A 24,272-nucleotide genomic window follows, 5' to 3' on the forward strand; every position below is an offset into this window, starting at 1 on the left:
CCGCCCGGCGGCGGGGGACGCAGGCGGCAGGCCCGCGAACAGCGGAAGGGGACCCGGCTCAGTCGCGGGTGAGCTTGCGGTAGGTGACGCGGTGCGGGCGGGCGGCGTCCGCGCCCAGCCGCTCGATCTTGTTCTTCTCGTAGTCGGCGTAGTTGCCCTCGAACCAGAACCAGTTCGAGCCCTCTTCCCACGCCAGGATGTGGGTGGCGATGCGGTCGAGGAACCACCGGTCGTGCGAGGTGATCACGGCGCAGCCCGGGAAGTCGAGCAGCGCGTTCTCCAGGCTCGACAGCGTCTCGGTGTCGAGGTCGTTGGTGGGCTCGTCCAGCAGCAGCACGTTGCCGCCCTGCTTGAGGGTGAGCGCGAGGTTGAGCCGGTTGCGCTCGCCTCCGGACAGGACGCCCGCGAGCTTCTGCTGGTCGGGGCCCTTGAAGCCGAACGCCGCGACGTACGCCCGCGAGGGCATCTCGACGTTGCCGACCTTGATGTGGTCGAGCCCGTCGGAGACGACCTGCCAGACGTTCTTGTTCGGCTCGATGCCGGCCCTGCTCTGGTCCACGTAGGAGATCTTGACGGTCTCGCCGACCGTGATGGACCCGGTGTCCGGATTCTCGGACCCGGTGATCATCCGGAACAGCGTGGTCTTGCCGACGCCGTTCGGGCCGATGATGCCGACGATGCCGTTGCGCGGCAGGTCGAAGGACAGCTCGTCCATGAGCAGCCGATCGGCGAAGCCCTTGCTCAGCTTCTCTGCCCGGATGACCGTCGTGCCCAGGCGCGGACCCGGCGGGATCTGGATCTCCTCGAAGTCGAGCTTGCGGTACTTGTCGGCTTCTGCGGCCATCTCCTCGTAGCGCTGGAGACGGGCACGGCTCTTGGTCTGGCGGGCACGCGCGTTGGAGCGCACCCACTCCAGCTCCTCCTCCAGGCGCTTCTTGCGCTTGACGTCCTTCTGGCCCTCGACCTTCAGACGCGCGGCCTTGGCCTCGAGATAGGTGGAGTAGTTGCCCTCGTAGGCGTAGCACCGGCCGCGGTCGAGCTCCAGGATCCAGCCGGCCACGTTGTCGAGGAAGTAACGGTCGTGGGTGACGGCCAGGACGGTGCCGGGATACTTCTCCAGGTGCTGCTCCAGCCACTGGACGCTCTCGGCGTCGAGGTGGTTGGTGGGCTCGTCGAGCAGCAGCAGGTCGGGCTGCTCCAGCAGCAGCTTGCACAGCGCGACCCGGCGCCGCTCGCCACCGCTGAGCTTGGTCACCTCGGCGTCGGGCGGCGGGCAGCGCAGCGCGTCCATGGCCTGTTCGAGCTGGCTGTCGAGGTCCCACGCGTTACGGTGGTCGAGCGCGTCCTGCAGGCGGCCCATCTCCTCCAGCAGCTCGTCGCTGTAGTCGGTGGCCATCTGCTCGGCGATCTCGTTGAACCGGTCGAGCATCGCCTTGGTCTCGGCGACGCCCTCCTCGACGTTCCCGAGCACGGTCTTCGACTCGTTGAGCGACGGCTCCTGCAGCAGGATGCCGACCGTGAAGCCGGGCATCAGCCGGGCCTCGCCGTTGGACGGCTGCTCCAGCCCCGCCATCATCTTGAGCAGCGTCGACTTGCCCGTGCCGTTCGGGCCCAGGACACCGATCTTGGCCCCCGGCAGGAACGACAGCGTGACGTCGTCAAGGACCACCTTGTCACCGTGCGCTTTGCGCACGCGCTGCAACGTGTAGATGTACTCCGGCATACCTTCAAGCCTAGGGGATCGCACCGGCAGCGCCGTCCGCGCTGCGGGGAGGTGGGGCCACTGGGGCGGCGGGGACGCAGACCCTGTCCCTGCCGAGCTCCTTGGCACGGTAGAGCGCGAGGTCGGCTGCCGCCAGCAGCTCGATCAGGTCCTCACCGTGAACGTTCATGATGGCCACCCCGGCGGAGACCGTGACCGTGACCGTCGCCTGCTCGGCGGGGACCACCATCCGGCCGACCCGCGTGCGCAGCCGCTCGGCCACCCGCCTCGCCTCGTGCGCGTCGGCGCCGGGCAGCAGCACGACGAACTCCTCTCCGCCGAACCGCCCCACCACGTCGTACTCGCGCAGCTGCGTACGGAGGGTGGCCGCCACCTGGGCGAGGACCTGGTCGCCCACCAGGTGGCCGTAGGTGTCGTTGACCTTCTTGAAGTGGTCGATGTCCACCAGGACCAGCGCGAGGGCGTCCCCCGTCCGCTGGGCCCTGACGATCTCCGTGTCCGCCTCCCGCTGCCAGGCGGCCGCGTTCAGCAGGCCCGTCTTCGGGTCCGTGCGGGCCGCGGCCTGGAGCTGGGCGTGCAGCAGGCTCCGCTGGAGCAGCACGACGGGCGGCAGCACGAGCAGCAGCAGCGCCAGGTTGAGGCCGCAGACGACCGCGACGAGAACGCCGAGGCAGAGCTCGACCGCGTCAAGCAGGACGCGTTCGCGGTCCCACAGGACCTCGCCCCAGCGGCCCTCCGGGTCGGACGCGTGCGCCGCGACCGCGATCAGCGCGGTGTTGAGCACCGTGAACAGCACCGCGCAGCCCGCCGCGACCGCGATCGGCTCGCCATCCCCCGCGGACAGGTGCACGGGGACGGGGACCCAGCGATGGAAGACGGCCGAGGCGGAGGCCGCCGCGAGCCCGATCGCCGCCGCGCTGAACACGCGGCGATACAGCACGGTCGCCCGGACCCTGAGCTGCAGCAGGATCTGCATCGGTATGGGCGCGAGCAGGGCATAGACCGGCGGAAGCAGGAACGCCACCGGCAACCACCAGGCGGACAGCAGGTCACGGGACACACCGGCGGGCATGCCGAGGCGACGGGTCGCCTCGATGCACACCGCACCGCACACGGTGAGCGCCCCGAACATGGCGAGGTGGTGGGCGTGGAACGCGGTCGACTTCGCCAGCACCGCGATCAGGACCGCGTCGAACGCCACGATCGCGCACACGTAGGACACGAGGGCGGGCGGCTGGGCGAGCAGCGGCCAGCGACTTCGCGAGTAGATCGCGCTTCGCGGCCTGGCCGAGGTCTGACCGGTAGCCGTCATCCCGCCCCCCAGTAGCCGAAGCCCATCTCACGATGAGTAACACAATAGTTGCGGAGTGTGCGATGCGCGACGGGAACCACTACCTTGGCACGATGGCCATCTGCATCCGATGGGCTAAGGCGGCATCTGCGGCGGATTGCCCGACCCGCCATTCACGCAGCTCCCGCCGAGCCCGCGGTGTCGCCCGGAGGGGTGTCGCCCGGAGGGGTGTCGCCCGGAGGGGTGTCGCCCGGGAGCAAGAGCAGGCCGGCTCCACCCGGCCGGGTGTCATGCGGTGTGTGGAAGCGGCGGCAGCGGCAGCGGCAGACCCGGCAGGCCGTCGATACTGGTCGCGACGTGCTCCTTCTTGTGGAAGTACGCGTCGAGCGACTCGTCGGTCTCGCGTTCGAACCGCGAGCCGTGCAGCGGGCGGTCCTCTTCATAGGTCATGAACGGGACGGCGTACCCGCACGTATCACGGATCTTCTCGGCGGTCACGACGATGATCGCGCGCAGGCCGTGCCGAGTCGGGTCGATGTCCGGGAAGTAGCGCATCAGGCCGGCCCAGCGTGGATCGTCGCGGAAGACCGGCTCTCCGCGACCGTGCACCCGCACGATGTTGGGAGGGCCGTCGAAGGCGCACCACATCAGGGTGATGCGGCCGTTCTCGCGCAGGTGGGCGATCGTCTCGGCGTTGCTGCCGGCGAAATCCAGGTAGGCCACGGTGAGTTCGTCGATCACGGCGAACGAGCCGGTCAGGCCCTTGGGTGAAAGGTTGACGGTGCCCTCGCCGTCCAGCGGCGCGGTCGCGGTGAAGAAGATGTGCTGCGCCTCGATGAAAGCACGCAATCTACCGTCTATCCGCTCATAGCTCTTCCCCATGACCTGATTATGACCGGGGTGATCCGGCAGGGCAGGGGCGGGGACGGCGCAGCGGGAGCGGGGACGGCCCAGCGGAAGCAGGGAACGGGGCAGCGGGAGCGGCGCGCGGCGACCCATCGGGTGGCGGGCCGGTCAGCGGCGGGCCCGCAGGCAGGCTCTGCGCGCCTCGATGAGCTGCTCACGGATGTTGTGCACGTTCACTCCCGGCACGTTGTCCGGGTTCTGCCCTTTTGGCCCGCCGGGACCCATTCTGCCCTTTGGCCCGCTGGGTCCCGGCGGGCCAAAGGAGCGAACAGCTCAGCGGCGAACATCTTCAGCCGCTGCCGGACACGCGTGAGTCGCTCGGGGATCACGCCCGCATCGCACCGCCACCTGTCCGGACCGAGCTGCTAAGCCGCCAGTGCGGGCGGGAGCCAGGCGGCGTCGCCGCTTTCCCGCAGGCCGCGCTCCGGGTCCGTCGCCCCGTCCGTCACCCCGTCCGTCGTGCTTTCCGTTGTGCCTTCTTCCGTGCCGGTCTCGTCCGTTCCGCCGGTCTGCGGTGTCTCGTCGTCCTGCCACGCTCCGCCGGCGTGGCGGGCGCCCGCGGTCGCCCACGCTCCGGCGACCGGAGGAGCCGTGTCGTTCGTGCCTCGTTCGCCGACGAGGGCGTCGAACGCCTCGTCGTCGGCCCCATTGACGCCTCCGTCGACGACGGACGCCGCACCGGGGCCGGTGGGACCGGTCAGCTCCCATTCCCGCGTCGCGTCTTCCATCGCCTGGCGCTCGTCGTCACTCGGCGCGCCCGCCGAGTAGGCCCGGACCGGCTTCTCGAACGTGGCGATGCCCCACTTGAGGTCATGGCCCACCGAGCCGGCCTCGATCTCCGCCCAGAACCGCTGCTCGCCGTCGCGCTCGAACTGCTTGATCCGCAGCTTGCCGTACACCACGACCGGGTGACCCTTGCGGATCGACTGCTGCACGTTGTCCGCCAGGCCGCGATAGCAGCGCACGGTGTAGTAGGTGGTGTCCCTGGTCTGCCAGGTATTGGTCTGCTGGTCGAGGACGCGCCTGTTGACGGCCATCCGCATCGAGGTGACACGCGAGCCGTCGCGGAACCGGTACTGCCGGGGGTCGTCGGTGACGTTCCCGCTCAGCGTGACGTAGATGTCGTTCATCGAAGTGCCTCCCCGGCCCGGTCACTCGCCGGGCTCGGGGGACAGACTGGCCGCGCACCCCGCCGCCTCACGGGCCAGAAACCCGTTCTGTGGACGAAGCCACGCCTGTGGACAACGCTTCGGGTCGCCTGCTCGTGCGCAGTCGGGCGGCGGACCGTTCAGCGCCGGGCGGCCGCCATCGCGCCGAAATACTCGTTGTAACGGGTCAGCTCGCGCTCGACCGGCTGGACGACCATGTCCTGTGCCAGGACGCCCACCCGGCGTCTCATGTCGTGCTCCAGCCGGTCGCGTTCCTTGCCCGCCGCGAGCACCACGAAGTTCCTGCTCGCCATGGCCGAGAACAGGCCGAGCCCGAGAACGCTGATCATCATCAGCCCCACCCAGGGCAGCACGGCCACGTCGCCGAGGACCTCGGCCGGCGGACGGCCCGCCTTGAACACGCCGTACGCCAGGATCGCGCCCGCCCAGGCGAGGCTCGCGACGAACATGACCACCAGGAGGTACTGCCAGATCTTCAGGAGCCACCACCAGACGGGCACCCGGTCGAGCGGCGGAGCCACCTCGGACAGCTCATCGGACAGCGCCTCGGGAAGCTCGTCCACCTGTGAGCGGGCCGCCTCGCGCACGCCGTCGCGCCACACCTCCGGCATGCCGGCCGTCAGCCCGTCGGCGAGCGCCTGCACCGCGTTGTCCACCTCGGCGGGCTGAGCGGTGACCGAACTCGCGACAAGGCCGCGGATGTCGTCCTTCACGGCGCCCAGACGCAGGCTCTTGAGCGGGTCGGGCCGCAGCCGGGCCGCCCAGCGCGCGTACGGCCACCCGACCCAGTCGGCGGACCGGACGGCGTACACGTTCTCGAGGGCCTCACCGAGAGCGGAGACGCCGATGGCGTCGCACAGCGCGTCGACCAGCCCCGCGCGCCGCGCGCCGTCCAGCGTGGGCTCCACCCGCAGCAACTCCGGCACGTCCTTCACCAGGCGCAGCACCAGCCGATCGAGGTCGGCCTCCAGCCGCTGGTATGCCGCACGCCGGGCGGCCACGGACTCGGCCAGGACGGCCTTCAGGCTGTCGACGCCCCTGCCGGTGGTGGCGGACGTCGCGACCACCCGGGGATGGGCGACGCCCTCACGCCGGAGAAGGTCCTCCAGGTCGGCCACGCACTCCGCCTGCTCCTCCGGGGTGAGCCGGTCGGACTGGTTCAACACGAAGACCGTCACCGCGTCGTGCCCGGTCAGCTCGGTCACGTAACGCCGGTGCACCGAGGCGTCGGCGTACTTCTGCGGGTCGAGCACCCACACGATGAGGTCGGCCACCTGGATCAGCCGGTGGGCCTCGTGGTCGGTGAGCGCGCGGATCGAGTCGTGGTCGGGCAGGTCGAGCAGGATCAGCCCGTGCAGCTGGCTCTCGCCCTTGTCGAGGGCGCTTGCGCGGGCGAACCGGTGCCGCCACTGGATCTGCAGCCAGTCGAGCAGCGGGCCCGCGCCGTCGATGCCCCACACGCAGGCGTGGGTGCGTGCCGTGGTCGGCCTGCGTACGCCGATGGGCGAAAGCTCCAGCCCGGAGACGGCGTTGAACAGGGACGACTTGCCGCTGCCCGTGCCACCGGCCAGCGCGACGACCGTGTGGTCGGACGACAGCTTGAGCCGGTCGCCCGCGCGCAGCAGGAGCTGGGCGGCCTCCGTGACCAGCGCCGGGTCGAGCCGGCCCTGTCCCAGCTCGACGATCTTGGCCAGGGCGGCGAGCCTGGGGCCGAGCCCGTGCTGCGTTTCGGCGGTGCTGACAGCCGTCATGGATTCCTCACCGTGGTGCCGGAGACGTACCCGGGCGTGATCTGCCGGATCGGCTGCGTCATCGTGCGACCTCGAGGTTGTACGTTGCCTGGTAGAGCCGCGTCGCCGCGGCCTCGTCCGGGATGCCGGCGCTGTCGAGCGCGTCGACATACCGGAGGGTTTCCTCGTCGAAGAGCAGGCCGACGCGGGCGCGCAGGTCGCTGCGGGCCTTGGCGCTGATGTTGCGCAGCGACTCGGCGCCGAGCAGGCCGCGCAGCAGCCGCTGGGGCAGCGCGCCGGCGCCCGCGCCCGCCGGCGCGTCCGTGGCGCCGTAGCCGAGCAGGCCGATCATGAAGATCAGCGAGAGCGACTCCACGTCGAAGGAGATCAGCTTGGCCACCGACCGCTTGGTCACGCCCTCGGTGCGGATCAGCTCGGTGACGTGGTCCTGCCAGGCGGTGATGGTCCTGGTGGTCCTGCGGGCGATCTCCTCCGCCGGGCGGCCGAGCCCCGGAGTCGCGGCCAGGCGGTCGCCCGCGCCCGCCCGCTGCCGCCAGCGCGCCACGGCCTCCTCCGCGGCCTGCTGGACGGCCGAGTTGACCAGCGCTTCGAGGCCCGCCCGCAGGGCGGCCCTCAGCCCGCGCACCCGCTCGGGGCCCTGCTGGTGGCCCTTGGCGCCGCGGCGCAACCGGAGGGTGCGCATGAGGTCGCCCGAGCCGGCGAAGTCCTGCCACCGGGCGAGCACCTCCCCGCGCAGCAGCGAGCCGTCCCTGGTCGCCTCGTCGATCCGCGCCAGGGCGCCCATGTAGGCCGCGTCGACGTCGGAACGCAGATCGGCGCGCAGGGCGACCTGGGTCTCGAGATGCCGGGCGAGCGCGGGCAGCCGGGTGCGGAAGCTGTTCAGCACGCCGTTCAGCGTCGCCTTGACCGCCGCGTTCCGCCGCTCGTCGTCGACGGACAACGCGGACAGCCACATGCGGAGATCCGCGATCTCGATCTCGGGCAGCCGCCCGTCCTGTACGGATGTCTCCTTGATGACGAAGCGTTCGACCTCGCCCAGGCCGTACTCGTGCAGCATCCGGCCGAAGTGTTTCACGACGACCTCGCGGGACCTCGGCGGCACGCGGGACAGCACGATGACCAGGCGCGCCCCGCGTTCCTTGGCCCGGCGCAGCAGGCTCCAGGACGGCGCGTCGGCGTACCGGGACGCCGTGGTGACGAACACCCACAGGTCGGCGGCGTCCAGCATGCGGTGCGCGATCTCGTGGTGCTCCTGCACGACCGAGTCGATGTCGGGCGTGTCGAGCAGCGCGAGTCCCCGGGGCAGGGACGGGCTCGATGTCAGCACCACGCTGCCGGGCGGGGCGTCCCGCGTGGGTTCTTCGAGCCTTCGCACGCCTCCGAGGAGGTCGCCCCGCGCATACCACTCGTGGTCGCCGGGGTGGCAGACGATCACGGGAGTCGCCGTGGTCGGGCGGCGCACTCCCGTGGCCGAGACCTTCCCTCCGGCGAGCGAGTTGACGATGGTGGACTTGCCCGCCCCCGTCGAACCGGCCACGGCGATCAGCGCGGGCGCGGTGCTCATGTGGACGCGCGGGATGACGTAGTCATCGAGCTGCGCCAGGACCGCCGTCTGTGCCTTGCGCGCCTCCTCGGAGCCCGGCACGTCGAGACCGAAGTGCAGTCCCTTCACCGCCGTGCGGAGCTGGTTGAGCGCCTCGGTCAGCGCCGCCGAGACCGGCTCCGGCATCGGGAACGAACGGACCCCATCGCCGTCAAGCTCGTCGGCGGCGTCCTCCGTGCCCTCCGTGCCCTCGGCGTGCTCGGTGTGCTCGGTGTGCTCCGCGTCTTCAGCGCCCTTCGAGTCGTCCTCAGAGTCCTCCGAGTCCTGAGAGTCCGCCGAGTCCTCAGGGTCCGCCGAGTCCTCAAGGCTCTGCGCGTCCTCGGCGTCTGCCGAGTCTTCGGCGTCTGCGGCGTCTGCCGCGCCCTGTTCGCCGTCGCCGTCCGTCGGCCCGCTCTCGCTCTCCTCGGTCTTCTCGGTCGCCGCGTCGTGCGAGGCCCCGTCGGGCTCGGCGGGCCGCACGGGGTCGTCCTCGGCCTCGGGGACGTCCTCATGGGAGGCTTCGCCCTCGATCGCGTCCGCGGCGGACCCGGCGGACCCGGCGGACGGCCGCCCGCCCGAGCCCGAGGGAGACGAAGCGGGCTCCGGCGCGGGCTCGTCGTCGCGGATCGGGCGGAACGCGATGGTCTGCTCCCCCGGCGACTCCGGATGCTCCTCGATGTCCGGCTCCTCGGTCACGGCGTCGCCGGAACCCGCACCGGTCCCGTGGTCGGGCGTGTTCCTGGCTGCCGATCTCACGGGATCCGCTCCGCTCGCACCATTTCGATCTCCTGGCCGACCTTGACGACCTCACCGACGATCACGATCGCCGGAGGCCGCACTCCGGCCGCGGTCACCCGTTCCGCCACGGTCGACAATGTCGCGGCAACGGCTCGCTGGGTCGGAAGAGTACCGTCCTGTACCACCATCACGGGAGTTTCCGGCGAACGTCCGTCTCGGACCAGCGTTTCGGCGATCTCCTTGATCCGTTCGACCGCCATGAGAAGTATCAGGGTTCCCGTCGATCTCGCCAATCCGGGCCAGTCGACGGTGGACGCGGGGTTGTCGGGCGCGACGTGCACGGAGATGACGTGGAACTCCTGGCTCACCCCGCGATGGGTGACCGGGACTCCGGCCGCCCCGGGCACCGCGACCGCGCTGGTGATCCCGGGCACCACGGTCACCGGGATGCCCGCCCGGGCACAGGCGATCATCTCCTCGCCGCCCCGGCCGAACACGAACGGATCGCCGCCCTTCAGCCGTACGACGAATCTGCCCTTGCGGGCGTGCTCGATGAGCAGTTCGTTGATCTTCTCCTGGGCCAGCGACCGGCCGTACGGCACCTTCGCCGCGTCGATCAGCTCGACGTCGGGCGACAGCTCGTCCAGGAGCGCTCGCGGCGCGAGGCGGTCGGCCACGACCACGTCGGCCTGGGCCAGGAGCTGGCGGCCCCGCACGGTGATCAGGCCGGGGTCGCCGGGACCGCCGCCCACCAGCGCGACGCCGACCGGCTTGGTGCGGTGCCGCCGGGCGTCCACGGTGCCGTCGCGCAGCGCGCCCACGATCGCGTCGCGGATGCCCGCCGCCCGGCGGGGGTCGCCACCGGCGGTGACCGCCACGCCGACCTCGTCCACCCGCCCGCTGGCGGGGGTCCAGGCCGCGGAGGCGTCCTTGTCGTCGGCCCGCACGCACCAGATGCGCTTGGCCTCGGCCTCGGCGGCGACCGCGGTGTTGACGTCGCGGTGGTCGGTGCAGGCGTGCACCAGCCAGGCGCCGTCGCAGTCGCCGACCTGGTAGGGCCGCCGCTCCCAGGTCACCCGGCCCGTGGCGATGAGGTCGTCCAGCGCCGGGGTGACACTGGGCGAGACCAGGGTGACGGAGGCTCCGGCGTCGAGCAGTGCGGGGACCCGTCGCTGAGCGACGCGTCCTCCTCCGACCACGAGCACACGCCGCCCGTCGAGGCGGAGGCCGAGCAGGTAGGGCGCCATGACCCCTGTCTCCCTATTGCGTCAAGCGTGCATTGTTAGGAGGCAAACCTACCCGCTGGGCTCGGGCGACATTCACAGGATGAGACTTGTGAGTCCACGGGGCGGTCGCCCGCGGGCCCGCGCGGCTCAGTCGCCCTTGTCCGCCACGCCCGCGGAGTCGAACGTGGCGACCTCGTGCATGACCCGCGCCGCCGCGCTGACCAGAGGGTGGGCGAGCAGCCCGCCGGTTCCCTCCCCGAGGCGCAGCCGCAGGTCGACGAGCGGGTCGAGGCCCAGGTGGGCCAGCGCGACCGCGTGGCCGGGCTCGGCCGAGCGGTGCCCGGCCAGGCAGTAGCCGATCGCGTCGGGCGCGAGCGCGCCGGCCACCAGGGCCGCGGCTCCGGCGATCACCCCGTCGAGGATGACGGGCACCCGGGCCATGGCGGCGCCGAGCACGAAACCGGCGATCGCCGCGTGCTCCAGGCCGCCGACCGCCGCGAGCACGCGCAGCGCCTCGTCGGACCCGTCGGGTACGGCTCCCGCCTCGGTGATCCCGTTGGCCCGCAGGCCACGCCGTACGATTTCGATCTTGTGCTCGTAGGTGGCGTCGTCGACGCCGGTCCCCCGGCCGGTGACCCCGGCGGCGGGCCTGCCGGTGAAGGCGCAGATCAGGGCGGCCGACGCGGTGGTGTTCGCGATGCCCATGTCGCCGGTGACCAGGCAGCGCCCGCCCGCGTCCACCAGCTCGCGGGCGACCTCGATCCCGGCCGTCAGGGCGGCGGTGGCCTGCTCCTGCGTCATCGCGGGACCCTGCGACAGGTCGGCCGTGCCGTACGCGACCTTGCGGGCGAGCAGCCGGGGCGCGGGCGGCAGGTCGGCCGCGACGCCCACGTCCACCACGGTCACCGACGCGCCCACCTCGGCGGCGAAGGCGTTGGCGACCGCTCCTCCCGCCGTGAAGTTGGCCACCATCTGCGCGGTGACCTCCTGCGGCCAGGGGCTCACCCCTTGCGCGTGCACGCCGTGGTCGGCGGCGAAGATCGCCAGGGCGGCCGGGACCGGGAGCGGCGGCGGGCACGTCCCGGCGATGCCGGCGAGCCGCACCGCGACGTCCTCGAGCACCCCGAGCGAGCCGCTCGGCTTGGTGAGCCTGTCCTGGTGGGCCCTGGCCTCCGCCATGGGGCCGGGCTCGACCGGGCGGATGGCGCCGATCGTCTCGCCGAGGGACGTCATGCTTTCTCCTTCTGCGCGGCGGCTACACCGCGCTGGCTACACCACGCTGGCGACTCCGGGCTGGGCGAGCGGCCCGTCCGGCGCATCGCCGCGGGGCTCCTCCCCCGCCTCGCCGCGGCCGGCCACGCCGATCATGCTATCGGCCTCGATCTCGCCTTCCGTTTCCGGTTCCAGGGTCTCGGCGTCGAGCGCCTCCACGTCGAAGGCGTCCACGTCGAGCGATTCCAGCTCCAAGGACGCAGGGCTCAGCGGCTCAGGGTTCAGAGGCTCGGGGTTCAGCGGCTCGGCGTCGGCGTCCCTGGTCGTGTTCAGCCGCGCGGCGATGGCGGTCACGAGGCCGGCGCCGTTGCCGGCGCCCGGGCCCACGTCCGGCGTACGCCCCGAGGGGAACGGCCGGGTCACCGGCAGCACCGTGGACGGGCGGCGCGCGGCCGGCGCCGAGGACTGGCCGCCCCCGGCGAGCGCCTCCTCATACCTGTCGATCACCACGTCGGCGAGGCCCTCGCAGTCGCCGATCACCTCGGCGCAGCGGATGTCGAGGCCCTCGTGGTTGGCGCCGTACGCCAGCGCCTGCGCCCAGATGCGTTCGAGGACTCCGCCGGCGAACAGGACGTACGGCAGGACGATCACGCGCTTGGCGCCGAGCCTGCGGCAGCGCTCCAGGCCGCCCGGCACGCCGGGGCGGGTGTGTGACACGTACGCGGTCTCCACGGTCAGCAGGTCGGCGGCGTGGGTCTCCCAGAACAGCCGCGAGACCCGGTGGACCTCGGCGTTGACGGCGGGGTCGGTGGAGCCGTGCCCGACCAGGACGACCGCGGTCTCGCCGGGCGTGATCTCGGCGGGCGGTTCGTCGGTCACGAACCGCGGCATCTCGGCGCGGGCGTCGGCGAGCCGCTCCGCGAGCAGCTTGAGCACCCGCGAGTCGGGCCCGAGGGGGCGGCCGAGGTCGTATTCGAGCGTGGGGTGCCGCTCCTGCTCCAGGGCCATGGTGCCGGGGATGTCCCCGAGCGCGCGCCGGTCGCCGGTCAGGCTGAGCGGCACCGCGATCAGGTGGTGATGCCCCCGGGCCACGAGAGAGGCGATGGAGTCGCCGAGCGGGGGGCGGGCGTTCGTGATGAAGCCGCCGCTCACCTCGGCGGGAAGCCCGTCGAGGCGGCAGCGAAGGCGGTGAACGAACCTGCCGAACTCGGCGACGCCGGTCTCATCGTGGGTGCCGTGGCCGATGAGCAGCAGCGGCGGTTTCATCTAGCTGATCTCCCCTGCAGTTGACCTGCGTGTCGTTCACAATCCCCCGGCCCGTCGGGCCGGCGCCGCCCGTGCGCATGCGGGGACCGGGTCTCCCGCTTCTGGACGCGCGCTCACCGGCCGGCGGGAGGCTCACGGCTGGCGAGGATAGCCTTCCGGCCCCCAATCATGGTGGCCACTTGACCGATGGCACAGCGACTAGGGGGATTCTTTACCTAATGCCAGGAAATTTCCCCGTTGAGCATGCCGAACAGGACGGCGTCGGCCCAGCCCCCCGGGATCGGCAGCGCCTGCCGCATGATGCCCTCCTCGATGAACCCGGCCTTCCTCGCGACCGCCTGGCTGGCGCGGTTGCCCGTCGCCACCAGCAGGTGGACCCGGTGGAAGCCGAGGTCGAACAGGTAGGCCGTGGCCAGTTGCGTGGCCTCCACCGCGTACCCCCTGCGGCGGGCCCACGGCGCGATCCAGTACCCCAGTTCGGCGTCCCCGCGTTCGTGGTCCTCACGCTGCACGCCGATGGCTCCGGCGAGCCGTTCCCCGTCCTTCGGCTGTATCGCGAAGTTGCCACCATAGCCGGGGCCGTTCGCGTGCGCGAGCCGGGTGCACCACTCCAGCGCGCGCTCCAGCGTGTAGCCCTCGGCCCACGGCATCCAGCGGGCGATCTCGGAGTCGCCCTTCACCGCGTCGACGACGTCGAAGGCGTCCTGCCGGGCGAACGGCCGCAGGACCAGCCGCTCGCTCTCGATCCTGCGGCGCGGAACCCACCGCTCGTCGCCGCGCAGCCGGCCGAAGACCACCAGGTCGTGCGGGCCGTCGTCTTCGAATCCCGCGCCGCGGAGCAGTCCCTCACGGGTGAAGCCCGCCTTCTCCGCGACCCTGATCGACGCGAGGTTGTCGGCGTTGGCCCGCAGTTCGATCCGCCTCAGCGGGCCCTCCCCGAGCAGGCGGCCGACGAGCCCGCGGACCGCCTCGGTCGCGTATCCCCGGCGGCGGTAGGCGGGGTGCACGCCGTATCCCACCTCGGCGGTGCCCACGCCCCACTGGGCCTTGAAGACGCTGATCGACCCGACCACGCCGTCCCGCGCGTGCATCGCGAGGTGGATCCCCTGGCCCGAGCGCCACAGCTCGTGCACGCCGTACGACAGCCACTGCGCGATCCCGGACGCGTGCCCGGGCGCGCCCGGCGGCAGCGCGGTGGAGTGCGCGCCGTCCTCGATGACGGCCCGCACCTGGCCCGCGTCCCCGGGGCCGAACGGCCGCAGGATCAGCCGTTCGGTGTTGATCGTCAGCCGCTCGTCGAACAATGCGTCACTCCATCACATAAGCGGATTTTTCGGCCGCCGCAGATTATGTGGGACACGGCCTCACCGCTCCCGATGTTTGGGGCAGGCGGTCCGGGTACGAGGCACGACAGTGACCCTAATCGGGAGGTGAGGTCATGAGTATCCAACGCGGCAGCGACAAGCACGGCCGCCGGCTCGACGAGCAGCAGAAGCACGAGACGCAAGGCCTCGTGCAGGGCACCGGAACCAGCCGGGCCGAGGAGTGGCGCGAGCCCGAGCCGACGCAGCAGCCCGAGGAGGACATGTCGCCGCCGCGCCGGCAGCCGCCCGGCCGCGAACCCGGGACGCCGCTCGGCATCACCCCCGCCGACGTGGAGCGCCGCAGCCACCTCGCCACCTGGCTCAGCGACGCCGGTTTCCCCGCCGATCCGGCCAAGCTGCTCGCCCACGCGGAACGCAAGAACGCCCCCGACGCCGTGATCGACGCCGTACGCCGACTGCCCGAGATGAGGTTCCACAACATCGGGGAGGTGGCGGAGGCACTCGGACTCGGAGTGGAACGGCAGCGCTGGTAGGGAGGGCCCGTGAGACTGGACTTCATTCGCCGGCTGTACGAGCGGGGCGGCCCGTATGCCTCCGTATACGTGGATACCGACCGGTCGTCCGAGGGTGCGGCCAACGTTATCCAGCGGCGGTGGGCCCATCTCAGGGAGCGGCTCACCGAGGAAGGAGCGCCCGCCTCCGCCCTCGATCCCATCGGCGAGCTGATGCTCGACCCCGGGTGGGTCGCGCCCGGACGCGCCGCCTTCGCCAGGAAGGGCGAGGTCGTGCTCACCGAGCCGCTCACCCACCGGCCCCGCCGCCAGACCGCGCGGTGGTCGCCGCTCCCCCACGTGGTGCCGCTGCTCGCGCAGCGCGGCGAGCACGTCCCACATGTCGAGGTGCTGGCCGACCGGGCCGGGGGCGACGTCGCCGTCGTGGCCGACGGGCGGCGGCGCGAGCTGACGGTGGAGGTGGCGGACCCGGACCGGTCGCTCCAGAAGACCGGCCAGGGTGGCTGGTCGCAGGCCAACTTCGACCGGGAGGTCGAGGAGGGCTGGCGCCGCAACGCCGTGGCCGTCGCCGAGGTGGTGGAGAAGGAGGCGCACGGCATCGGCGCGGAGGTCGTGGTGCTGGCCGGCGATCCCAAGGCCCGCGCGCTCGTGACCGACTACCTCGCCAAGGACGTCGTACGGCGCCTGACGGTGGCCGAGCACGGCAGCCGGGCCCCGGGGGCCGACCTGGACCACTTCCGGCAGGAGGTCGAAGGGGCCTGCCGGGCCTGGACCGATCGGCGCTGCGAGGAGCTGCTGAACACGTACGCGTCGGGCAACGCCGTGGCGGGCCTGACGGAGACGGCACGCGCGCTGCGCGACCGGCGGGTGGGCGCGGTGCTGATGCACGACGACCCGTCCTCCACGGCCATGATGTGGATCGGCCCGGAGCCCACGCAGTTGTCCACCGACCCGGCGGAGCTGGCCGCCTGGGGGGTGGAGGAGCCCATGCGGGAACGCGCGGACGCCGCCCTCGCGCGGGCGGTGGCCGCGACCGACGCCGAGCTGTGGTTCGTCCCGCGCCTCGATTCACCCGACGGCATCGGCGCCCTGCTGCGCTTCTGACGCCCAGGAATCGGGATGGGGTTCAGGCCACGATCAGCACTTCGAGCGTGCGGGGGCCGTGGACGCCCTCGACCCGGTTCAGCTCGATGTCGCTGGTCGCCGAGGGGCCGCTGATCCAGGTCAGGGGCCGCGCGGGGGCGAGCCGGGCGACGGCGTCCGGCACCCCCGCGACGACCTGGTCGGCCCGCACCACGCACAGGTGGTGATCGGGCACCAGCGTGAGCGCCCGCCGGCCCTGGCCCGGCCCGGCGTCGAGGACGATCGTGCCGGTCTCCGCGATCGCGACCGCGCAGGTGGTGAGCACGCCGTCCACGGCGTCGAGGTCGGCGGCGCTCAGCGGCGGGTCGTCGGCGACCGCCTCCACGTCCGCGGCGGCGAGCCATCGCGCGGGGAACCCGGCGGGCACGACGACCCGCCGCGCCCCGCGCCCGGCGAGAGACAGCGCGACGCGCTCCGCCATGCCCGCCTCGTCCACGAGGTGGACCACGGCGCGGTAATCGCGGACCCGCTCCTCGAACAGGCTGATCTCGCCCGGCGTCCGCGAAGGCCCGCGGTAGCCGCGGGTGATCTCGACGTCGGGCACGCCCGCCAGCGCGCGGCGGACCCGGGCGAGGATCAGGTCGCGGGAGCTCATCGGCGTCCTCCGTCCGTGCGGTCCCACCATGCGCGGAACGACTCTTCCGGCACCTCGGGGAGGTCCCTTGTGTCGGTCCAGCCGCCGAGGGGTCCGGGCAGCCGGCGGGGCACGAGCCGGCGCAGCCGTCCCCCGGCCCGCTGCAGGCGTGCCAGCCGTCCCGACCGCTCGAACACCCATCCGGCCGCCGCCATCCCGGCGCGCTCCGGCCAGGGGTGGCGGGCCCGGGCCCGCAGGTCCAGCAGTACGGACGGGATGTCGATGGCCACCGGGCAGACCTCGTAGCAGGCGCCGCACAGCGAGGAGGCGTACGGCAACGAGCGGTCGAGCTCGGAGCCCATGCCGCGAAGCTGTGGCGTCAGGATCGCCCCGATCGGCCCGGGATAGACCGACCCGTACGCGTGGCCGCCCGCCCGTTCGTACACGGGGCAGACATTGAGGCAGGCCGAGCAGCGGATGCAGCGGAGGGCCTGCCGCCCCACCTCGTCGGCGAGGACGCGGGTGCGGCCGTTGTCGAGCAGCACGAGGTGGAACTCCTGGCCCTCGGCGGCGCCGGTCCACGTCGAGGTGTAGGGGTTCATCCGCTCCCCGGTGGAGCTGCGGGGCAGCAACTGCAGGAAGACCTCCAGGTCGCGCCAGGTCGGCAGCACCTTCTCCACGCCGACCACGCTGATCAGGGTGCGCGGCAGGGTGAGGCACATGCGGCCGTTGCCCTCGGACTCCAGCACGACCATCGTGCCGGTCTCGGCGATCGCGAAGTTGGCGCCGGAGATCGCCACCTTGGTCTTCAGGAAGCGCTCGCGCAGGTGGAGCCTGGCCGCCTCGGCCAGCGCCGCGGGGTCGTCGGTCAGGTCCTCGGGGGCGGGCCTGCCCCAGCCGGACATGTGCTCGGTGAAGATCTCCCGGATCTCCGCGCGGTTGCGGTGGATCGCCGGGACGAGGATGTGCGAGGGGCGGTCGTCGCCCAGCTGCACGATGAGCTCGGCGAGGTCGGTCTCGTACGCGGTGATGCCGTGTTCCAGCAGCGCCTCGTTGAGCCCGATCTCCTGGGTGGCCATCGACTTGACCTTGACGACCTCGGTCTCGCCCGTGGCCTTCACCAGCCCGGCGACGATCCGGTTGGCCTCGGCCGCGTCGGCGGCCCAGTGCACGTGGCCTCCGGCCGCCGTGACGGCCTCCTCCAGCTGCACCAGGTATCTGTCCAGGTTGCGGAGCGTGTGCTCCTTGATCGTCCGGCCGGCCTCGCGCAGCTCGGCCCAGTCGGGCGCCTCCGCGACGACGCTCGCCCGCCTGGCCCTGATCGTCCGAGTCGCCTTGCGGAGGTTGAACCGCAGCTGCGAGTCCCGCAGGGCGCTCGCGGCGTTGCGGGGGAAGGGCCGGGTCGCCGGCATGCCGAGGAAGGTGACGCTCATCGGACCCCCGCCGTCTCGGTCGAGCAGAGGATCTCGGCCAGGTGCGTCACCCGCACGCCCGACTTCTGCCGGCCGAGCATGCCGCCGATGTGCATCAGGCACGAGTTGTCGGCCGCGCACAGCACCTCGGCACCGGTGTCGAGGACGGCCCGCACCTTGTCGGCGCACATCGCCGCCGACAGGTCGGCGTTCTTCAGCGCGAAGGTGCCGCCGAAGCCGCAGCACTCCTCCGCGCCCGGCAGCGGCACCAGTTCGAGCCCCTTGACCTGGCGTAACAGCGTCAGCGGGCGGTCGCCCAGGTGGATGCCACGCAGGGAGTGGCACGTCGGGTGGTAGGTGACCCGGTGCGGGAAGTAGGCCCCCACGTCGGTCACCCCCAGCACGTCGACCAGGAACTCGGTCAGCTCGTACGTCTTCGGCACGACCTGCGCCACCGCGTCGGCGAAAGGTCCGGACGCCCCGGCCAGCTTCGGGTACTGCTCACGGATCATGGCCGCGCACGAGCCCGAGGGGACGACGACCGCGTCGTAGCCGCGCAGCGCCGCCACGCTCCGCCGGGCCAGCCGTACGGCCTCGTCCCGGTAGCCGGTGTTGGCGTGCATCTGACCGCAGCAGGTCTGGGCGCGGGGGAAGTCGGCCTCGACGCCGAGGCGGCGCAGCAGGCGCACGACCGCCCGGCCGGTGTCCGGGAAGAGCGTGTCGTTGACGCAGGTGACGAACAGGGCTACCCGCACATGCCCTCCCGGCGTGTATGGTCTGACCAAATATGGTCAGACCATACATCCTGGTTCGCCCCCGGCGACACCGGCATCGGGAGGAGCCGCGGTGACCACCGAAGAACGCCGGCGTCCGGACGCCCGCCCGCGCGCCTTCGAGGAGGTGCTCGCCCGCATCGAGGAGCGGATCACGGCCGACGGCCTGACCGTGGGCGACCGGCTGCCGGGCGAACGGCAGCTCGCCGAGCAGCTCGGCGTGGGCCGGTCGTCGGTCAGGGAGGCGCTGCGCGTGCTGGAGACCCTTGGGGTGGTCGCGTCGCAGGCCGGGCGGGGCCCGGACGCCGGGGCGGTGCTCACCTCCCGCCCGGGAAACGCGCTCACCGACCTGCTCCGGCTGCATCTCGGCCTCGCGACGCTCTCGATGCGCGAGGTGATCGACACCCGGGTGATGATCGAGCAGTGGGCCGCGGCCCGCGCGGCGGCGGCTTCCACGCCAGCCGCTTCCACGCCGGCCGCTTCCGCGCACACGGCGACGGCGCGGATGGCGGAGGCGATCGCGGCCATGGACGCCGCCGGCGATCCCGCCGAGTTCGTCGAGCACGACATCGCGTTCCACCTGGCCCTCGCGGAGGCGGCGGGCAACCGGTTGATCACGGCGGTCATGCGGGCGCTGCGCGACGCCCTGCGCCGCTACGCCGTGGACGCGGTCGTACGGCTCGGCGAGACCGGCGGCCTGCAGGGCGACCACCGGCGCATCCACCGGGCGATCGAGGACGGCGACGCCGGGGCGGCGGCCGCCGCGGTCGCCGAGCACCTGGCGCGGGCCTATCCGGAGTCTGGCCGGGATTCATAGAACGTGTTCTAATCACGCCTGTGGCCGATGATCTGAGACTCGGGCTGAACCTCGGGTACTGGCAGCGGAACGCCGACGACGCGACCGAGGTCGTGCAAGCCGCGGAACGGCTGGGCTACGAGTCGGTGTGGACCGCCGAGGCGTACGGCAGCGACGCGTTCACCCCGCTGGCCTGGTATGGCGCCAGGACCAGCCGCATCAAGCTCGGCACCAGCGTCGCCCAGCTGTCCGCCCGGCCCCCGGTGACGACCGCGATGACCGCGATGACGCTCGACCACCTGACCGGCGGGCGGCTGCTGCTCGGCGTCGGCGCCTCGGGCCCGCAGGTCGTCGAGGGCTGGTATGGCCAGCCGTTCGCCGCGCCGCTCGCCCGCACCCGCGAGTACGTCGAGATCATGCGCAGGGTGTGGCGGCGGGAGGAGCCGGTGACCAACCCCGGCCCGCACTATCCGCTGCCGCTGCCCGGCGGCCTCGGCAAGCCGCTCAAGCTGATCACCCGTCCGCTCCGGCCCGACATCCCGGTCTACCTGGGCGCGGAGGGCCCGAAGAACGTCGCACTCGCCGCCGGGATCGGGCAGGGCTGGCTGCCGCTGTTCGCCTTCCCCGAGAAGATCGAGGCGATGTACGGCGACGCGCTGTCCGGCGCGAAACCGGGGTTCGACGTCGCCGCCATGGTCATGGTGGTCGTCACCGACGACCTGCGGGCCGCGCTCGACGGCGTGAAGATGATGCTGACGCTCTACATCGGCGGCATGGGGGCCAGGACCCGCAACTTCCACGCGGACATCATCGGCCGCATGGGCTACGCCGAGCAGGCCCGCCGCATCCAGGAGCTCTACCTGGCCGGCCGCCGCGACGAGGCGTTCGCCGCCATCCCCGACGAGCTGGCCGACGGCATCGCGCTCCTCGGGCCGCTCGGCCGCATCCGGGAGCGGCTGGAGCTGTGGCGCCGCAGCCCGGTCACCACGCTGCTCGTCATGGGCCCCCGCGACGAGCCCACGCTCAGAGCCGTACGGGATCTGGTCCTCGGCTGAGCATCGCCCGGTCGGCGGCAGCGGCGGCGAACGCGCGCACGAGCGGATGGGGCCGGCGCTCGGCCAGCTCGGGCTGGAACAGCGTGACCAGATAGAAGGGGTGGCCGGGCAGCTCGGCCACCCGCGGCTCCCCCTCCTCGTCGTGGCCGGTGAAACGCAGGCCGTGGGCCTCCAGGGTCTCCAGATAGGCGGGATCGGGGCCGTAGGAGCAGAAGTACCGCTCCACGGTCCGGTCGGCGCCGACGATCCGCTCGGCGAGCGAGCCGGGGACGAGCCGCACCGCCGCCTCGTGACCGGCGAGGGAGCAGGCGAGCTGCCTGATCAGCGGGTTCTGGGCGTCCGGGTCGTTCTCCGCGTGGCTCACGCTCAGCCCGCACACGTGGCGGGCGTACTCCAGCAGCGCATGCTGGAAGCCGGCGCAGGTGCCGAGCAGCGGGATCGCGTTCTCCCTGGCGGTCCGCGCGGCTGTGATCGCGCCCTGCTCGCTGCGGTAGGGGCTGCCGGGCAGGATCCAGACGCCGTCGAACCCGCAGAGATCGGCGACCTCGTCGGTCCTGACCCAGTAGGCGTCGAGGTCCAGCCCCTCACGCTCGCGCAGCGCGTCGAGGATGAGCGGGATGCGGGTGTGGGAGCGGACGGCGGGTGACCGGTCGCCCACCAGCGCGATGCGGGGTCTCATGACCTCCATGCTGGCGACGTGCGAACTTAATGACAAATGATGATTTCTGAGGTCTGCATAAGCGATGCTGATGTCGTGGACCCTCATCTGCTGCGCACGTTCGTGACCGTGGTCGCCGAGGGGTCGTTCTCGGCCGCCGCGGATCGGCTCGGCTACACCCAGCCCGCGGTGTCCCAGCAGATCGCGGCGCTGGAGGCCGACCTCGGGGTGCCGCTGCTCACCCGCCGTCCCGTACGGCCGACCAGGGCGGGCGAGCGCCTGCTGGAGCACGCGGGTCCGCTGCTGCTGCGGCTGCGGGCCGCGCGGGCGGACGTGGCGCGGCTGGCCGCGCAGCCGCGGACCCTCACCGTCGCCGCCGGCCCGCTCGCCCTCACGGCGGGTACGGCGGCGGCGCTGGCCGGGGTGACGACGCTGCGCATCGCCGGCGCGGCGGCGGCCGTGGCGCTGGTGGCCTCGGGCGAGGCCGACCTCGCGCTGGCCGACGGCCCGGCCGCGCCCTCCGACCCGCTGAACATCCCCGAGGCGGGGCCGCTCACCACCGTCGGCGTACGGGAGGAGGAGCTGGTCGTCGTGCTGCCGGAGGGGCATCCGCTCGCGGGCCGGGCCGGCCTGCGACTGGACGACCTGGCCGACGCCCTGTGGGTGGACGCCCCGGAGGTGATGCCGCTCGACCGCCTGCGCGCGGTTGCGCGGCTCGACGGGCTGCGGCCCGGCATCCGCTACGAGGGCCACGACCCGGCCGTCGCGGCGCGCCTGGCCGCGGCCGGGCACGGCCTGACCCTGCTGCTCGCGTCCGCCGCGCCGTGCGGGGTGCGGGTGCCGCTGGTCGCGCCGAGGATCGTGCACCGGGTCGAACTGGTGCACGCGGCCCTCCCGCCGGGCCCCGCCACCGAGGTCGTCCGCGCGCTCACCTCCTGAGCCCTGCGGACCGCCGGCCGGCAGGACGAGAAGACGCCGCGGACACCGGACAGCCGCTGTCCGGTGTCCGCGCCCGAGAACGCGGAGAAGTGCTCGCGTGGCAACGGATATCAACCGGACAGGTCGCCCACCGCGTCGGCGTAGTAGACCGACCCGCCGAGGTGGAAGGCGACCTGGCGGAGCGTCCAGCCCTCCCCCGGCGAGTGGTCGAGCTGCTCCGGGGTCAGCGCCTCCAGGCGGGCCGTCCAGATCCGGGCGAGCCGGGTGAGCCTGCTGCGGGCCTCGTCGAGGTCCTGCTCGGTGAACGGGGCGAGGTCGGCCGCAGTAGTGATCATCGACCCGTGCCAGTGGTCCGGCAGGGGCATACGACCGGCCAGCCGGTCCTCGACCTCGGCCAGGTGGTCCACGAGATGGTCGGCCACCCGGCGGATCGCCTTGTGCGGGGTGTAGATCCGGTCGCCTGACGGCACCGGACGGCCGTCCCAGGCGGTCCAGGTCGCCGCCAGGCGGAGAGCGTGGTCGATCATCTCGGCCACGACCCGTGCGGGCTCGCGGTCGTCGGTCAGCGGGGTGTCGGTCATGTGCGGGCCTCCGAAGTGCGAGGGGATGTGCCGCGCAGGCTAGGCCCCCGGCGTTTCGACGCCCGCCGAAACGTCCCGTCGAGCGTTTTCCGGAAATGAGCGAACCATTCGGAGAACCCGGGCGTTGGCATCGGATGAAGGGTCCCGAATATCACCGAGGAGATCGATGGACCTGTCCGATATCGCCGCGTTGGCGGTTTCCCTGCTCGCGCTCGTCGTGTCCGTCTTCACGGCCCTGCGGCAGACGACGATGATGCGGCACTCGAATCAGCTCCCCGTTCTGGTCGAGCTTTTTCAAGAATTCCGGTCGACGGAATGGCAGCGCGCCGAGGCCTACGTCCTGGGACGCCTCCGGGCCGAGCACGACCCGGAGATCGGCTGCTCAGCCCTGCCGGACGAGGCGAGGATCGCCGTCAACAAGGTGATCGGGTACTTCAGTGGATTCGGCTACTTCGTCTACAAGAAAATGGCGGCCGAAAGTCTCGTCGTCCCGCTGATCGGATATCGCGCGAGCAGGGCATGGGACGCCGTAGAGCCGTTCGTCCGGCGCGAGCGCGAGATTCGCGGATCCGACGACCGATACGCGGGCATGTTCGAGGATTTCGTGGGGCGAGTTCGCGCGCACATGCCGCTGCACACCAGTTATGGACTCCGTCTCAAAACTCTCCCAGTGACACCGAATCAGGTTCGGGCCGAAGAAAAGCCGCAAATGCCCTGAACCATCCTTCCCCGCCGGGTGGTCCCGGACCGGATTAGCGCGATCGCGGACGGGATAAGAGTGAGGCAGGTCACACACCCGGCGCGGGGGGAGAACACATGCGGTCCACGTCGTCAGCGGTGAGCCGGGCGGCCGCCGGCGTGTACGCGGCCCTCGCCGCCCAGGTCGTCTCGGTGGCCGCGCTCGCCGTGTTCGAGGAGACCCGGGGCAGGCGGCTGGCCACGCAGATCGCGGCCTTCGGCGGCGATCCCGCCTCTCCCGCCGCCCGGACCGTCAGCGGCGCGGCGACGGCGTTCGCCGTGCTGGTCCTGGTGGTGATCGCCGCCACCGTGGCGTGCGCCGCCGCCTACCTGTCCTGGCTGCGGCGGGTGCGCCCGGCCACGCCGCCCGTCGCGCTCGTGGCGGCGTGCCTCGTGCCCGGAGTCAACCTCGTGGTCCCGCCGTTCCTCGCCGACCTGGCCTGGCGCGAGGGCCCGGCGGGCCACACCCGGCGAAGCGGCGGCCCCGCGCGAAGCGGCATCGTGCGGAGCGGCGGCATCATGCGAAGCGGCGGCCTCGTGCGGAGCGAGCCGTACGGCGGCTGGGACCGGACGCGGTGGCTGATCGTCCTCGCCTGCTGGTGGGTGAGCTGGCTGGCCGCGCTCGGGCTGGTGTTCGCCGACCCGGCCCGGGACGGGCTGACCGGCCTCGGCACGCCACAGGCCGCCGCGGTCGCCGTCGCGGCGCTCCTGTGCGCCTCGGTCGTCCACGAGGTCACCGCCCGGCACACCGGCGCCGGACGGAAGCGGGCGGCGCGGCCCGCCGTCCGGCCGCAGGTCCGCCTCGGCCACGGCGAACGGCCGTCCGGCATGCCTTCGTCCGGCACCCCTGACACGGCACCGGTGGGAAGCCAGGCAGGCGCCGCCCTCACGGACGGCGGCGG

At 72.4% G+C, this 24,272-nt stretch carries 21 protein-coding genes; 6 read left to right on the forward strand and 15 right to left on the reverse strand.

Annotated elements, in window-relative coordinates; genetic code table 11:
* Positions 1–58: 58 nt before the first annotated feature.
* The 10 genes from ettA to HHX35_RS19165 form a co-directional block, all read right to left on the reverse strand.
* Complete coding sequence (ettA, locus tag HHX35_RS19120; protein ID WP_139576501.1) at positions 59–1,723, reverse strand: energy-dependent translational throttle protein EttA; 1,665 nt, start codon at positions 1,721–1,723, stop codon at positions 59–61.
* A 10-nt stretch (positions 1,724–1,733) separates the two neighbouring features.
* Positions 1,734–3,035 (reverse strand): GGDEF domain-containing protein, encoded by a 1,302-nt coding sequence (locus HHX35_RS19125; protein WP_182900138.1) that lies wholly within the window; start codon positions 3,033–3,035, stop codon positions 1,734–1,736.
* Between the two features lie 267 nt (positions 3,036–3,302).
* Positions 3,303–3,896: a pyridoxamine 5'-phosphate oxidase family protein gene (locus tag HHX35_RS19130; RefSeq protein ID WP_182900139.1), complete on the reverse strand. Its 594-nt coding sequence runs from the start codon at positions 3,894–3,896 to the stop codon at positions 3,303–3,305.
* 389 nt (positions 3,897–4,285) lie between these two features.
* On the reverse strand, positions 4,286–5,050 hold the full coding sequence (locus tag HHX35_RS19135) for a single-stranded DNA-binding protein (protein WP_182900140.1): 765 nt from the start codon (positions 5,048–5,050) through the stop codon (positions 4,286–4,288).
* 158 nt (positions 5,051–5,208) lie between these two features.
* Entirely contained in the window at positions 5,209–6,840 is a 1,632-nt protein-coding gene (locus HHX35_RS19140; protein WP_182900141.1) for a GTPase, read from the reverse strand.
* Positions 6,841–6,898: 58 nt separating this feature from the next.
* Positions 6,899–9,178 (reverse strand): GTPase, encoded by a 2,280-nt coding sequence (locus HHX35_RS19145; protein ID WP_310739173.1) that lies wholly within the window; start codon positions 9,176–9,178, stop codon positions 6,899–6,901.
* The gene (cobA, locus tag HHX35_RS19150; RefSeq protein ID WP_182900142.1) at positions 9,175–10,407 is read right to left on the reverse strand and encodes a uroporphyrinogen-III C-methyltransferase; all 1,233 of its coding nucleotides are present in this window, start codon (positions 10,405–10,407) and stop codon (positions 9,175–9,177) included. Before cobA ends, HHX35_RS19145 begins: the two co-directional genes overlap by 4 nt.
* Before the next feature lie 126 nt (positions 10,408–10,533).
* The gene (gene cobT, locus HHX35_RS19155; RefSeq protein WP_182900143.1) at positions 10,534–11,619 is read right to left on the reverse strand and encodes a nicotinate-nucleotide--dimethylbenzimidazole phosphoribosyltransferase; all 1,086 of its coding nucleotides are present in this window, start codon (positions 11,617–11,619) and stop codon (positions 10,534–10,536) included.
* 36 nt (positions 11,620–11,655) lie between these two features.
* The gene (locus tag HHX35_RS19160; protein WP_259405189.1) at positions 11,656–12,864 is read right to left on the reverse strand and encodes a sirohydrochlorin chelatase; all 1,209 of its coding nucleotides are present in this window, start codon (positions 12,862–12,864) and stop codon (positions 11,656–11,658) included.
* Positions 12,865–13,079: 215 nt separating this feature from the next.
* Positions 13,080–14,168, reverse strand: coding sequence for a GNAT family N-acetyltransferase (locus HHX35_RS19165; RefSeq protein WP_139576508.1), 1,089 nt, complete (start codon positions 14,166–14,168; stop codon positions 13,080–13,082).
* A 134-nt stretch (positions 14,169–14,302) separates the two neighbouring features.
* On the opposite strand from HHX35_RS19165, the gene HHX35_RS19170 reads away from it, so the two are divergent.
* Both HHX35_RS19170 and HHX35_RS19175 read left to right on the forward strand, forming a co-directional pair.
* Positions 14,303–14,722: a DUF2795 domain-containing protein gene (locus tag HHX35_RS19170; RefSeq protein WP_139576509.1), complete on the forward strand. Its 420-nt coding sequence runs from the start codon at positions 14,303–14,305 to the stop codon at positions 14,720–14,722.
* Positions 14,723–14,731: 9 nt separating this feature from the next.
* Complete coding sequence (locus HHX35_RS19175) at positions 14,732–15,805, forward strand: Vms1/Ankzf1 family peptidyl-tRNA hydrolase (RefSeq protein ID WP_182900144.1); 1,074 nt, start codon at positions 14,732–14,734, stop codon at positions 15,803–15,805.
* A gap of 22 nt (positions 15,806–15,827) precedes the next feature.
* Here HHX35_RS19175 and HHX35_RS19180 read toward each other — a convergent pair whose 3' ends face one another.
* The 3 genes from HHX35_RS19180 to HHX35_RS19190 are packed head-to-tail and all read right to left on the reverse strand — an operon-like array spanning position 15,828 to position 18,585.
* Complete coding sequence (locus HHX35_RS19180) at positions 15,828–16,439, reverse strand: LUD domain-containing protein (RefSeq protein ID WP_182900145.1); 612 nt, start codon at positions 16,437–16,439, stop codon at positions 15,828–15,830.
* On the reverse strand, positions 16,436–17,851 hold the full coding sequence (locus tag HHX35_RS19185; RefSeq protein WP_182900146.1) for a lactate utilization protein B: 1,416 nt from the start codon (positions 17,849–17,851) through the stop codon (positions 16,436–16,438). The genes HHX35_RS19180 and HHX35_RS19185 overlap by 4 nt, the downstream gene beginning before the upstream one ends.
* Positions 17,848–18,585: a (Fe-S)-binding protein gene (locus HHX35_RS19190; RefSeq protein WP_182900147.1), complete on the reverse strand. Its 738-nt coding sequence runs from the start codon at positions 18,583–18,585 to the stop codon at positions 17,848–17,850. Before HHX35_RS19190 ends, HHX35_RS19185 begins: the two co-directional genes overlap by 4 nt.
* 91 nt (positions 18,586–18,676) lie before the next feature.
* On the opposite strand from HHX35_RS19190, the gene HHX35_RS19195 reads away from it, so the two are divergent.
* Together HHX35_RS19195 and HHX35_RS19200 are read left to right on the forward strand one after the other, a co-directional pair.
* Positions 18,677–19,420 (forward strand): FCD domain-containing protein, encoded by a 744-nt coding sequence (locus HHX35_RS19195; RefSeq protein WP_182900148.1) that lies wholly within the window; start codon positions 18,677–18,679, stop codon positions 19,418–19,420.
* Positions 19,421–19,440: 20 nt separating this feature from the next.
* Positions 19,441–20,454 (forward strand): LLM class F420-dependent oxidoreductase, encoded by a 1,014-nt coding sequence (locus HHX35_RS19200; protein ID WP_182900149.1) that lies wholly within the window; start codon positions 19,441–19,443, stop codon positions 20,452–20,454.
* Here the strand turns inward: HHX35_RS19200 and HHX35_RS19205 are convergent.
* Positions 20,423–21,133, reverse strand: coding sequence for a glutamine amidotransferase-related protein (locus HHX35_RS19205; RefSeq protein ID WP_259405191.1), 711 nt, complete (start codon positions 21,131–21,133; stop codon positions 20,423–20,425). The two genes, HHX35_RS19200 and HHX35_RS19205, sit on opposite strands and share 32 nt — an antisense overlap.
* 75 nt (positions 21,134–21,208) lie before the next feature.
* Here HHX35_RS19205 and HHX35_RS19210 point away from each other — a divergent pair, with 75 nt between their 5' ends.
* Positions 21,209–22,051: a LysR family transcriptional regulator gene (locus HHX35_RS19210; RefSeq protein ID WP_182900151.1), complete on the forward strand. Its 843-nt coding sequence runs from the start codon at positions 21,209–21,211 to the stop codon at positions 22,049–22,051.
* Between the two features lie 110 nt (positions 22,052–22,161).
* On the opposite strand, the gene HHX35_RS19215 is transcribed toward HHX35_RS19210, so the two are convergent.
* On the reverse strand, positions 22,162–22,632 hold the full coding sequence (locus HHX35_RS19215; RefSeq protein WP_182900152.1) for a hypothetical protein: 471 nt from the start codon (positions 22,630–22,632) through the stop codon (positions 22,162–22,164).
* A gap of 166 nt (positions 22,633–22,798) precedes the next feature.
* Here HHX35_RS19215 and HHX35_RS19220 point away from each other — a divergent pair, with 166 nt between their 5' ends.
* Positions 22,799–23,350, forward strand: a complete 552-nt coding sequence (locus tag HHX35_RS19220) for a hypothetical protein (protein ID WP_182900153.1) — start codon at positions 22,799–22,801, stop codon at positions 23,348–23,350.
* Positions 23,351–24,272: the final 922 nt, after the last annotated feature.

The sequence above is a fragment of the Microbispora sp. H10830 genome (genome assembly GCF_014161375.1).
GTDB classification, from domain to species: Bacteria; Actinomycetota; Actinomycetes; order Streptosporangiales; family Streptosporangiaceae; genus Microbispora; species Microbispora catharanthi.

Bases quoted from the DNA above. Each gene is read 5' to 3' on its own strand.
- ettA (WP_139576501.1), bottom strand. From the start codon at position 1,723: ATGCCGGAGTACATCTACACGTTGCAGCGCGTGCGCAAAGCGCACGGT.
- HHX35_RS19125 (WP_182900138.1), bottom strand. From the start codon at position 3,035: ATGACGGCTACCGGTCAGACCTCGGCCAGGCCGCGAAGCGCGATCTAC.
- HHX35_RS19130 (WP_182900139.1), bottom strand. From the start codon at position 3,896: ATGGGGAAGAGCTATGAGCGGATAGACGGTAGATTGCGTGCTTTCATC.
- HHX35_RS19135 (WP_182900140.1), bottom strand. From the start codon at position 5,050: ATGAACGACATCTACGTCACGCTGAGCGGGAACGTCACCGACGACCCC.
- HHX35_RS19140 (WP_182900141.1), bottom strand. From the start codon at position 6,840: ATGACGGCTGTCAGCACCGCCGAAACGCAGCACGGGCTCGGCCCCAGG.
- cobA (WP_182900142.1), bottom strand. From the start codon at position 10,407: ATGGCGCCCTACCTGCTCGGCCTCCGCCTCGACGGGCGGCGTGTGCTC.
- cobT (WP_182900143.1), bottom strand. From the start codon at position 11,619: ATGACGTCCCTCGGCGAGACGATCGGCGCCATCCGCCCGGTCGAGCCC.
- HHX35_RS19160 (WP_259405189.1), bottom strand. From the start codon at position 12,864: ATGAAACCGCCGCTGCTGCTCATCGGCCACGGCACCCACGATGAGACC.
- HHX35_RS19170 (WP_139576509.1), top strand. From the start codon at position 14,303: ATGAGTATCCAACGCGGCAGCGACAAGCACGGCCGCCGGCTCGACGAG.
- HHX35_RS19180 (WP_182900145.1), bottom strand. From the start codon at position 16,439: ATGAGCTCCCGCGACCTGATCCTCGCCCGGGTCCGCCGCGCGCTGGCG.
- HHX35_RS19185 (WP_182900146.1), bottom strand. From the start codon at position 17,851: ATGAGCGTCACCTTCCTCGGCATGCCGGCGACCCGGCCCTTCCCCCGC.
- HHX35_RS19205 (WP_259405191.1), bottom strand. From the start codon at position 21,133: ATGAGACCCCGCATCGCGCTGGTGGGCGACCGGTCACCCGCCGTCCGC.
- HHX35_RS19215 (WP_182900152.1), bottom strand. From the start codon at position 22,632: ATGACCGACACCCCGCTGACCGACGACCGCGAGCCCGCACGGGTCGTG.
- HHX35_RS19220 (WP_182900153.1), top strand. From the start codon at position 22,799: ATGGACCTGTCCGATATCGCCGCGTTGGCGGTTTCCCTGCTCGCGCTC.